Raw genomic sequence first — 10,713 nt, 5'->3', positions numbered from 1 at the left:
AAGAAGATCAAGTTTCATTTTTTTCTCCTCTTTTCAAAGAAAAAAATATACCTCTAGAATAATTTTTTCAACTCATCTGTGCGTAAGGTGAGTTAGAAAATGAGAATGTAACTTTGCGTATAAGGCCTCGCTATGATAACCATTCAACAATAAAGAAAAACGCAACTCCAAGAATCTTTTATAAAGCAAGTGGAGCTAATGGTAAAATTTTAAAACCCCTTAGCAATCAAATGGTTACCTTGCCAATTGTCTGATTAAAAAAATATGAAGTGATTGAATCTGATTAATCATGTACAAATGATTAAGCCTATAAGAAATTTAGTTAAGCTGGTAAAAGAAATGGTAGCTGCGATAGCAGTTTTTCAGCCTAGCAGGCTAAAAAGCTAATATAAAAACTATAAATAATGCTAATGCTTATTTAAATTTTTAATAAAATTGAGTAAAAAAGATAATCTTTATGATTTCAGAGAGCTTAAATACCCATCCTCTTATATTTCCTGACTTTAATAATTCTATTTCTCCTCTACGCGATACGTCAGTATATGCAGAAATTGCTTTAAAGATATTTAAAAAATTAGAGCTGCGAGATTTGTGCCAAGCCAAGCTCGTATGTAAAGAATGGAAGCAGCTAATTAAAAGCAGCTTTTTAGATGAGGAAGAAGCCTATACGCAAGCTTTAAAACGTGCTATTCAAAAGAAAGATGTTATTAAAGAAGCTTTTTGTATAGAAAAACTAGGGGATCTATATGTGAAAAAAGAGACTTCTGAAACGCTTTTACAAGCAGCAGGGCTTTACAATTATGCTTTACGCCGATCTCCTTACTCAGAAAATAATATTAGAGAAAAACTTGCAAATGTTGAAATTTTACTTATTAAACTTTGCCACGGAGAATCTTCAGATTGTGTGCTAATAGCAAAACACTTCGAAGGTAATCGTGAAATATTGAAAAAGTTTAGAGGAGAAATAGAGAAAAAAATTCAAGTTCTTGGCTCGAATCCCTTATCTGAGGAAGTAAGGGATCTTTACAAGGAAATTGCCCAAGGGATGAAAGATTTCTTCAAAATTCTTGCCAAGCAGGGTATTGATACTTTAGGAGCTGCTCCCTGTGAATATGCTATGATAGGCTTTGGTTCCCTAGCTAGAGAAGAGATGACTCCTTATTCCGATTTAGAATTTGGTATTCTAATCCAAGAAGATAGTATAGTTATTTGAATTCTATTTTTCTAAGGATATATGTATAATCAATTGGCATGGTATATTCACACGATTTAAGAATAAAAGCTTTGAATTATATAGAGAATGGCGGCTCAATGGCCACCGCTAGTGAGGTGTTTGGTGTAACAGTTCGCACGTTAACCAACTGGATTAAGCGGAAAAAACAAGGTTGTCTAGCTCCTAAAAAAAGACGACAGAGCCCCAGTAAAATAGATAGTGAAAAGCTAAAATTATATATAAAACAAAATCCTGATGCCTACCTTAGGGAAATAGCTGAGGCATTCGGAGTGACAATAACTGCAGTTTTTTATGCCTGTAAAAGACTGAAAATCACTTTAAAAAAAAGACACCCTTCTACAAGGAAAGAGATGAGAATAAACGAGAGGAGTTTAGACAAAAGCTAGAAAACATTCCGGAAGAAAATAGGATTTACATAGATGAGAGCGGGATAGATGCCTACTTACAGCGCCAGCATGCAAGATCACCTATAGGAGAAAAGATTTATGGTGCTATAGCAGGTCGTTCATTTGCTAGAGAAAGCTTTATAGCAGCTAAAGGCAAGTCTAAAATTTTAGCTCCTTTTTGTTATACAGGTACTTGTAATTCTCTTCTGTTTAACATTTGGCTAGAAAAAATATTGATACCTGAACTTAAAGCAGGACAAGTTCTGATAATGGATAATGCTACCTTCCATAAATCGCAAGCCACTGATGAACTTATTAAAAAGGCAGGGTGTGAGATTTTATTTTTACCGCCTTATTCTCCAGATCTAAACCCTATTGAAACCTTTTGGGCTAATTTTAAAAAGATTGTGGCAGCAAACTTAAGTAAGTTTTCGACTCTTGCTCAAACCATTGATTACTCTTTTTTAAGTATATGTTAATGAACAGAAATTTAAAATTCAAACCACTATAAACGCAATAGAGAGTACTTTAAGCGCCTGACCAATCTAATTCATCTGAGGGTTATTAACTTAGGAGAGACGATTCTTCCTGCTTTAAATATTCCCGGTATAATAAAGGCTGGCTTTTTTGATAGTGTCACTCCTAGAGGTTTTGCATTTGATGGTGAAGGAGCGAAAGGAAAAGGCTGTAAAACACCTTTTGGCAATCGCCAGACATTTGAGCTTATCCAAACTCCTGAGAAGATGGCCCAATATATTAGCAAAGGTGAAAAAGGCCGGTGGTGGTATAAAAAAGAGCGTCACCTTCCTATGGAGCTTTTAACCTTTACTCACTTGTTAGGCAGGGAGGAGCTAACTGAGCAATATAGGCAAAAAGTTCAAGCAAACCTTAATACGCCTCATCAAAAAGGCCTTAATCTCCGTCAGTATTTAGCCAAGCAACATTTAGTTCAAGAGGATATGAAGGCTTTCAATCCATGGATGCTCGACATAGAAAAGCATGGGATGCTTATTAAAGTCAAAAATGATCTCTATCATTTTCCTCATCTGGCATTAGACAGGCTAGCCCTCCTTAAGGAAATAAAAGCGTCAGATACTTTTACTAGAATTGACCAATTAAATAAGCAAGAAATTATAAGGGACAGCGCAGCTGAAAAACTAAAGGAGTGGATGAGCATAGTGCTATTTATGCGCCTTAAAACCTACTCGCATTATCAAGCACAACAAGAGATGATGAACCCTCTAATTAAACCCTTCGGATTCGAAGATCCACAACTTATCAAAAACCAGTTTGCTTTAGATCATGAAGCCCTAGCAAAGGTAAAGAAAATTTACCGTATATTCATGCCTTTCCACGAAGCCTTGCAAGAGTTTTTAGCGGGAGTTGAAGAAGAACTTAGATCTGCTACTTTAGATGAGGTCTCGTTTCAAATGGAAGGAGATATAGCTTTAAGACTGCTTCAATATGAAGAGGCAAAGAAATATTATCTTTCAGCAAAAGATGAGGCCCCTGAAGATCCTAACATACTAACTGTATTAGGGTGTATCTCCCTTGCTCAAGGAAATTTAGATCAGGCGGCTAAATATGTTGATCAAGCGCTTCAAGTCGATATTAAATGTTTTGGGGAAAACCATGCTAGAATAGCAACAGACAATATTAACTTAGTAGGTATCTACGTAGAGCAGGGGAAATTAGAAGAAGCTAAAGAATATGCTTATAAGGCTCTTAAAATTGATCTTAAATTTCTCCCTGAGAATCATTTACATATCGCAAGAGATTATAATAATTTGGGAAGAATTACCCTCGTCTTGGGAGACTTAGAACAGGCAAATGAGTGTTTTGACAAAGCACTTAAAATCTATGCTGAACTGTATAGGGAAAATCATCCTAACATTGCAATCTACTATAATAATTTAGGAATGGTTTATCAAGATCAAAAGGATTTAGAAAAAGCAGCAGAATATGTCAAGAAAGCACTAGCAATAGACCAAAGCTATTATGGTGAATATCATCCCTCAGTGGCGACAGATTACAATAACTTAGGAACAATCTATCACCAAAAAGGAGATTTTGATGAAGCAACTAAATATTGTAGGAAAGCACTAGAAATAAATCTTAATTTTTTTGGCGTAGCTCATCCCTTTGTGGCAGAAAATTATGACAATCTAGGTCAAATCTACTTGAGTCAAAATGACTTAGTAAAAGCCATCGAGTATACTCGTAAATCTCTCGAAATTTTTCGTGGTTTATATGGAGAAAATCATCCGGACGTTGCTATTGCTTATAGTAACTTAGGGAGCATCTACCAAGAGCAAGAAAATTTAAATGAGGCAGCCGAGTGTGCCAAAAAAGCACTCAGCATTGACAGTAATCTTTTTGGAAAAGATAGCCTTCGGGTTGGAAAACGTTACAACAACCTGGCAGTGACTTACGATGCTGCAGGAAAGTTAGATATAGCAGTTAAGATTGCTAGCAAGGCACTCAAAATTTATGAAAAACATTATGAAAATCATAATATACATAATGAGGATATGGTATTAACTGCCTTCAACCTTGCAATGACTTATAAAAAACAAGAAGACTGGGTACGAGCAACTGAGTGTATCAAAAAGGCCCTCAAAATTAATGTTGAGTTGTTTGGTAAAGACCATCTTTTAACTGTAATAGGATACGAAATTTTAGGGGAAATTTATCAAGTTCAAGGAAAAGGAGAAGAAGCAACCAAATATAATGAGAAAGCTTCTAAAGCTATCCTTAGGATGTTTGATAGTCAGTATATACATGTAAAAGCAATCAATGCAACTCTGTAAAGACGTATATCAATATTCCCAAAATGTTTTGGAAAAACGGCTGGCAATCAAGTTGTTCCTGCATTAGGCTAGCTTAATCCCGATAAAACATGCTAAAATAGATACTTAACATTATTTTGTATATCTTAAAAAAAGTGAGGCTATATTGGCGTGTTGAATGCCATGCAAATGCTTGAGTATAATAATGAGATAATTAAACCAAAAAAGTAAAGCAATCGTACTGTTTTTTGCCGTACAGACAAGTTATACCATTTAAGAAAACTACATCTGCGTCGTCTAAAAAGGAAATTAATCTTTAAAGCTGATTTTCTTCATCCAAACAGTTTTCTATTAAGTATATGATTGCATAAAGGGCTTTTCCAAAGTATATTGGATATTGGAAGGTAAATGAAAATCTATTGACGACAATGCATATTTGTATTGAGTTAAATCAAACTAACTAAGGTAAAAGGCAGCTAACATAATGATTTCAGAAAATTTACCCATTAAATCTCGAATATTTCCTGAACCAAAGGCGAAACAAAAAACTTCCCATTCTTTAGACAATTTGATCCCATATGGAAAACTAGACTTAAAAATATGCGCAGAACTTGGATTGCAGGATTTATGCAATTTAAGATTAGTTTGTAAAGAATGGAAGCAAATTGCTCAGGCGACTGATTCATGGAAGATATTTTGCTCAACAAATTTTAGATTTAAGCTTTCCGAGGAAAAGCAGCACGCTAGTGTTGCCTGTAAAAACGAAATCCCTAAAAGTTTCAGTTCCCTGGTTTCTCTCTCGCCTGAAATGTGTAAACAAACCATTCTTTCTTTTGATCATCTAGTACATGATGAAATAAGAAAACTTCTAGAAAAAGATGCTCTTTTATCAAAAGGCAACATTGAAAAAGCAGAAAAAGCCTACACACAAGCTTTGAAACTTGCTGTTGAAAAAGAAGATGCTGTTCAAGAAAGCTTTTGCATAGAAAAGCTAGGCGATATTTATGTGATAAAAGAAACTCAAGAAACACTTCTTCAAGCTGCAGGTCTTTACAATCATGCTTTACGCCGGTCTTCTGCAGGTCACCAAGAAGAGATTAGAGAAAAACTATTAAAAGTTGAGAATTTACTAGCCAAACTGTGCGGGGGAAAGCCTTTAACCCCTAAATTAATGATTAAGCAATTCCAAGATAACCGGCTAAAATTAAAGGATTTTAGAAGCGAGATAGAGAAACAAACTCGCAATTTATCAGAAAATCCTTCCGTTCAAGAAGTGAATGAGCTCTACAGCAAGATCGCTCAGGATATAAAGGCCTTTTTTAGCTTACTAGTTAACCAAGCGCTTGATGTTTTAGGCCCGGCACCTTGCGAATATGCCATGATAGGCTTTGGCTCTTTGGCTAGAGAAGAGATGACACCTTATTCCGATTTAGAATTTGGTATTCTTATAAAAGAAGGTAACGACGTAAATAAAAAGTATTTTAGGAATCTTACTAATCTAATTCACTTTAAAGTCATTAATTTAGGAGAAACCATCCTTCCTGCTTTAAACATTCCCTGCCTAAAAGCTATAGATTTTTTTGATGGCATAACTCCAAGAGGTTTTGCCTTTGATGGGGCGGGCGTAGAAGGAAAAGGCTGTAAAACTCCTTTGGGCAATGGTAAGACATTCGAACTTATTCAAACTCCTGAAAAGATGGCTCAATATATAGCTAAAGATGAAAAAGGCCAGTGGTGGCATGAAAAAGAGACTCATCTTCCTATGGAACTTCTAAATTTTACGCATTTGTTAGGCAATCTGGAGTTAACCCATGGATATGGACAAAAAATTCAAGAATTGCTCGATAACCCTTATAAAAGAGGTTTTAATCTCCGTCAATATTTAGCCAAGCAACACCTAGTTCAAGAGGATATGAAGGCTTTCGATCCAGGAATGCGTGACATAGAAAAACATGGAATGCTTATTAAAGTTAAAAATGATCTCTATCGTTTTCCTCATCTGGCATTGGATAGGCTAGCCCTCCTTAAAGAAATAAAAGCATCAGATACTTTTACTAGAATTGACCAATTAAATAAGCAAGAAACTATGAGGGACAGCGCAGCTGAAAAACTAAAGGAGTGGATGAGTATAGTACTATTTATGCGCCTTAAAACCTACTCGCATTATCAAGCACAACAAGAGATGATGAACCCTCTAATTAAACCCTTCGGATTCGAAGATCCAAAACTTATCGAAAAGCAGTTTGCTTTAGATCATGAAGCTTTAGAAAAAATAGAGAGTATTTATCGTATCTTTATTCCTTTTTATCAAGCAGTGCAAGATTTTTTAGCAGGCAATGAAAATAGTCTCAATTCTTCTGATTTGGAAGATAACTCTTTAGAAAATCAAGGTGCTATAGCCCTAAGGCTTTTCCAACATAAAAAAGCAAAAAAATACTATCTTCTAGCAAAAGAAGCAAATCCACAGAGTTCAAACGTTTTAAGTACTCTTGGAATCATTTATCGAGAACAAGGCAAGTTAAAAATAGCGGCAGAGTATAGCAAAAAAGCTCTTGATATTGACCTTAAATTTTTTAGAGAAAATCATCCTGATGTGGCAATCGATTACAATAACTTAAGCCAAGTCTATCAAGAACAAGGCAAGTTAGAGAAAGCAGCTAAGCATACCAAAAAAGCGCTTGATATTGATCTTAAACTTTTTGGAGAAAATCATCCTACCGTGGCAAGGGAACTTAACAACTTAGGAATCATTTACCAAGAGCAAGGAAATATAAAAGAGGCAATTGAGTATAGCGAGAAAGCGCTTAATATTAGCCTTAAGCTATTTGGTGAAAATCACCATATGGTGACGACTCATTATAACAATCTAGGAACAATTTATCATAGGCAAAGGGATTTAGAAAAGGCAATTGAGTATAGCAAAAAAGCGCTTATTATTGATCTTAAGCTTTACGGTGATAATCATTCTAGCATAGCAAGAGATTGCAGCAATCTGGGACTAAGTTACCGAGAGCAAAACAATTTAAAAAAGGCGTTTAAATATGTCAAGAGAGCTCTCGCCATTGAACTTAAACTTTTTGGTGAAGATTATCCTACGGTGGCAACTTATTACAACAATTTAGGAACAATCTACCAAAAACAAGGCGATTTAGATAAAGCAGCTGAGTATGGCAACAAAGCACTCGCTATTGACCTTAAGCTTTATGGGGAAAATCATTCCGCTGTGGCAAGAGATTACAACAACTTAGGAGCAATCTACAAAAACCAAAGAGATTTTGAAAAGGCATTTGAGTGCATTCAGAAAGCACTTGCCATTGATATTAAGCTTTACGGAGAAAATCATCCTGATGTGGCAGGAGATTATCGCAACCTAGGAGCGATTTACCAAGATCAGGGGAACTTAGCGCAGGCTGCTGTGTATACCGAGAAAGCTCTCGCTATTGATCTTAAGTTTTATAAAGAAAATCATTCCGATGTGGCAAGAGATTATCGCAGCCTAGGAGCAATTTACCTAGAACAGGAGAACTTAGTGCAGGCTGCTGTGTATACCGAAAAAGCTCTCGCTATTGATCTTAAGTTTTATAAAGAAAATCATCCCGATGTGGCAAGAGATTATCGCAACCTAGGAGCAATTTACCAAGATCAGGGAGCTTTAGATAAAGCTCTTCAATATACAAAGAAATTGATTGAAATAAGCCTTAAAGTTCATGGTGCGGATTCTCAATATGTGTTAAAAGGTTTCAATGATCTAGGGATAATTTACCACAGGCAAGGAAATTTAGAGGAAGCAGCTAAGTGCATAAATCAAGCGCTCAAAATTAATATTAAGCTATGGGGTGAAAATAATCTTACTGTAGTGCTTCTTTACCGCAAGCTGGTACAAATCTGCAAAGAACAAGGAAATTTAAAAAAGGCAGCTGAATATGCAAAAAAAGCGCTAGGCATTAAACTTAAGCTATAGTGGAAAAATCATAACCATGCGCATTCAAATCTTTTAAAAAAAGAAAATGAGCGTTGCTAGCCAGAAAAAATAGGTCATATTCCAATAGTTTAGATAATGCACCTTAGATGAATCGAGAGGCTTCTGTTCGATTCTAAAAGAGGGTAGGAGTGAAGTTCTCCTGCTCTACTCATTTTTCATCTCATTTGAGGAAAAAGCTTATAGATCGTGGTGTAGATCTAGTGAAAGGCATAAGATCGAACAGAAAACAAATCACTTTAAAATTTAGAAAAGGTTTGCTATGGAAAAATATTTTTGGCAATAAACTTCTAATTGTCCCGAAGAGCCTCTAATAATACAAAAAGTTGGAGATAAGCGTACCATCTTTTCCACGTAACCCTCTTGGTATCCTATCCACGTTTTTGCCAATTCTTTTTCTACCCATGTAATTAGCTCAGGCAATCGATAATAAATAGAGGGCTTATAAAAATAAGAGAGAGCCTTAGATATTATTTCCTTATATTCCTGAATGCTGTGGTTATCGCAAGCATAGATTTCTTCCTCAATTTCTTGTAGGAATAAAGAATTACAATCTTTACTATTAAAAAAGAGGGTTTGCAGAAAGTTAACTACGCTTATACCCATCGCTTTGTTTACGCTGATACGTTGCATGCGTTCGATAAGTTCATGGCGAGTGGCTATGCCGCCACGACGGCGAATCCAGGGTTTAAAAAATACATTAAAAATCAGCTGCATATCCTCAAAGACCCTCTGTTTTTGCAGAGGAGTAGCCATTTTACTTACCACTTCTTGGGTCCAGTCTTGCTTTTTTTCTAAACTCAATTGACGCAGTTCTACTTTTTCGCTAGGGGAGAGGACAAAAAGCTCGGTTAAATTATAGGGTTCCAAAAGTGCATAAGCTTTTTTCCGTTCTTGCGTAGCGACTAGACTTTGCAGCCAAGCTAAAAAATCTACTTTTTTGCATTTGCCAAGCGCGCGACTTTCTAGGTAATTGTTTAACTTGCAATTAATTTCTTCAACATGTCCTTGGCCTATTCCACGTAAAAAAACAAGGTCATCTATAGAAGCTTTTGTTAGATCCCCTATTGTTTTTTTACCATTTTCAAGAAGAGCTTTTTCAATATATTTAGATAATTCTAAAACTTGGATGGGAACTTTTGTGGTGAAAGAGGGTATCCAGCCTCTAAACTCTTCTCCTAGGTCTAATTCATCTTCCTCACATGTGAAAAGTTCTTTTTTGCTTTTTAAGGGAGGAGAGACCTTTGGAGAAAGCGTTTCTATACGCCTTATTGATTTGATATCGACATTTTCTAAGGCATAAATATTTTCTAGGCCATGGCTATAAGAAGTTTTATAGGTTTCTTCAAAAGACTGCAAGGTGGCAGAAGAAGAATCGGTAGAGCGCTTCCGATGCCCTGTTGAAGGGGATAGGTGTGTCTCCTGCTTAAATTCTAATACTGCCATACTCTTACTCAACTATTTTTCATCCAGATGTTAAGGGATTAAGAATTAAGCTCCAAGTAAAAAGAAATTAAAGTTCACTTGAAGTAAATTTTTTTAGAAATTCTCGATGTAAATCTACATCATTCCAGGCAGATTTCTTCTCACCCTTGATCGTTTCTCTGTCATAGCCTGTACCAATTTTTATAACGTGGATATAGGGTAAGGTAATTCTAAAAAAGAATCTCCACGTTTTATAAGCGAGTAGATAATCATTATCTTTACAATGAAGAATACGATTGTTAGAAGAAGGGTAGGGATGTGTTGCTAGTCTAAAATTAATTTCTTCTTGAAAGTTAAAGCTACAACGGTTGTTTAGATAGCTTACTTGCGCAAGGGCTTCTTCCTCCCATATAATTGGATAAGAGCTTTTTTTCTTGCAAGACTCAAGCCACCCTTGCCGGGTATCTGTCCAAGCATCTACATATTCAATATAAGGTTTGATGTCTAAAATAGGCGTGCCATCTAGCAAATCATGCTTAACGACATCTATCTCAAGTTGACTTACCCCAGTAATTTCCAAGCAGCTTAACCCTAAAGGATTAGGTCGATGAGGAGAGCGAGTAGCAAAAAGCCCGCGCTTAGGAGGGCCGTGGGGCGTTAAAACTTTTGGCTTCCAATGGTGATTACGATGAAACCAGAAAATGACCCATATCTTATTAAAGCCCGCTAAATCATGTAAAGCCTGCTCAAAATTTTGGTGCCTGTTTAAGATTATTTTTCCTTTATTATTTTTAAATAGACCTGCTTGCTTGGGCAAGGAGTAGCGTTCTTTTTCTGAAGTGTAAAAATAACCGATAGGGCTACATGATAAGGATGTTGATTGCATATATTCTTGAGTTT

The 10,713-nt window shown here is 35.9% G+C and carries 6 protein-coding genes and 1 pseudogene; 5 read left to right on the top strand and 2 right to left on the bottom strand.

Annotation, left to right across the window (positions count from 1 at the left end; translation table 11 throughout):
* The first annotated feature begins 457 nt into the window (after positions 1 to 457).
* The 5 genes and pseudogenes from NEOC65_RS06340 (at position 458) to NEOC65_RS06320 (ending at position 8,370) form a co-directional block, all read left to right on the top strand.
* Positions 458 to 1,213, top strand: a complete 756-nt coding sequence (locus NEOC65_RS06340; RefSeq protein WP_213156074.1) for an F-box-like domain-containing protein — start codon at positions 458 to 460, stop codon at positions 1,211 to 1,213.
* A gap of 38 nt (positions 1,214 to 1,251) precedes the next feature.
* A complete protein-coding gene (locus NEOC65_RS06335; protein WP_213151614.1) occupies positions 1,252 to 1,620 on the top strand; it encodes an IS630 transposase-related protein in 369 nt (122 codons plus the stop codon).
* Positions 1,611 to 2,099: pseudogene (locus NEOC65_RS06330) on the top strand (IS630 family transposase); the annotation flags it as partial. The gene NEOC65_RS06335 and the pseudogene NEOC65_RS06330, both read left to right, overlap by 10 nt.
* A 264-nt stretch (positions 2,100 to 2,363) precedes the next feature.
* The gene (locus NEOC65_RS06325) at positions 2,364 to 4,430 is read left to right on the top strand and encodes a tetratricopeptide repeat protein (RefSeq protein WP_213156073.1); all 2,067 of its coding nucleotides are present in this window, start codon (positions 2,364 to 2,366) and stop codon (positions 4,428 to 4,430) included.
* A gap of 463 nt (positions 4,431 to 4,893) precedes the next feature.
* On the top strand, positions 4,894 to 8,370 hold the full coding sequence (locus NEOC65_RS06320; protein WP_213156072.1) for a tetratricopeptide repeat protein: 3,477 nt from the start codon (positions 4,894 to 4,896) through the stop codon (positions 8,368 to 8,370).
* A gap of 264 nt (positions 8,371 to 8,634) precedes the next feature.
* On the opposite strand, the gene NEOC65_RS06315 is transcribed toward NEOC65_RS06320, so the two are convergent.
* Complete coding sequence (locus NEOC65_RS06315; protein WP_213156071.1) at positions 8,635 to 9,834, bottom strand: DNA-directed RNA polymerase subunit alpha C-terminal domain-containing protein; 1,200 nt, start codon at positions 9,832 to 9,834, stop codon at positions 8,635 to 8,637.
* A gap of 67 nt (positions 9,835 to 9,901) precedes the next feature.
* Entirely contained in the window at positions 9,902 to 10,699 is a 798-nt protein-coding gene (gene tsaA / locus NEOC65_RS06310) for a tRNA (N6-threonylcarbamoyladenosine(37)-N6)-methyltransferase TrmO (RefSeq protein WP_213156070.1), read from the bottom strand.
* Positions 10,700 to 10,713: the final 14 nt, after the last annotated feature.

Source organism: Neochlamydia sp. AcF65 (assembly GCF_018342435.1).
Taxonomy (GTDB): domain Bacteria; phylum Chlamydiota; class Chlamydiia; order Chlamydiales; family Parachlamydiaceae; genus Neochlamydia.
This window is presented reverse-complemented; position numbering and strand designations above follow the sequence as displayed.

Excerpts from the sequence above, each read along its gene's own strand:
- NEOC65_RS06325 (WP_213156073.1), top strand. The coding sequence starts at position 2,364 with ATGGCCCAATATATTAGCAAAGGTGAAAAAGGCCGGTGGTGGTATAAA.
- tsaA (WP_213156070.1), bottom strand. The coding sequence starts at position 10,699 with ATGCAATCAACATCCTTATCATGTAGCCCTATCGGTTATTTTTACACT.
- NEOC65_RS06320 (WP_213156072.1), top strand. The coding sequence starts at position 4,894 with ATGATTTCAGAAAATTTACCCATTAAATCTCGAATATTTCCTGAACCA.
- NEOC65_RS06335 (WP_213151614.1), top strand. The coding sequence starts at position 1,252 with ATGGTATATTCACACGATTTAAGAATAAAAGCTTTGAATTATATAGAG.
- NEOC65_RS06340 (WP_213156074.1), top strand. The coding sequence starts at position 458 with ATGATTTCAGAGAGCTTAAATACCCATCCTCTTATATTTCCTGACTTT.
- NEOC65_RS06315 (WP_213156071.1), bottom strand. The coding sequence starts at position 9,834 with ATGGCAGTATTAGAATTTAAGCAGGAGACACACCTATCCCCTTCAACA.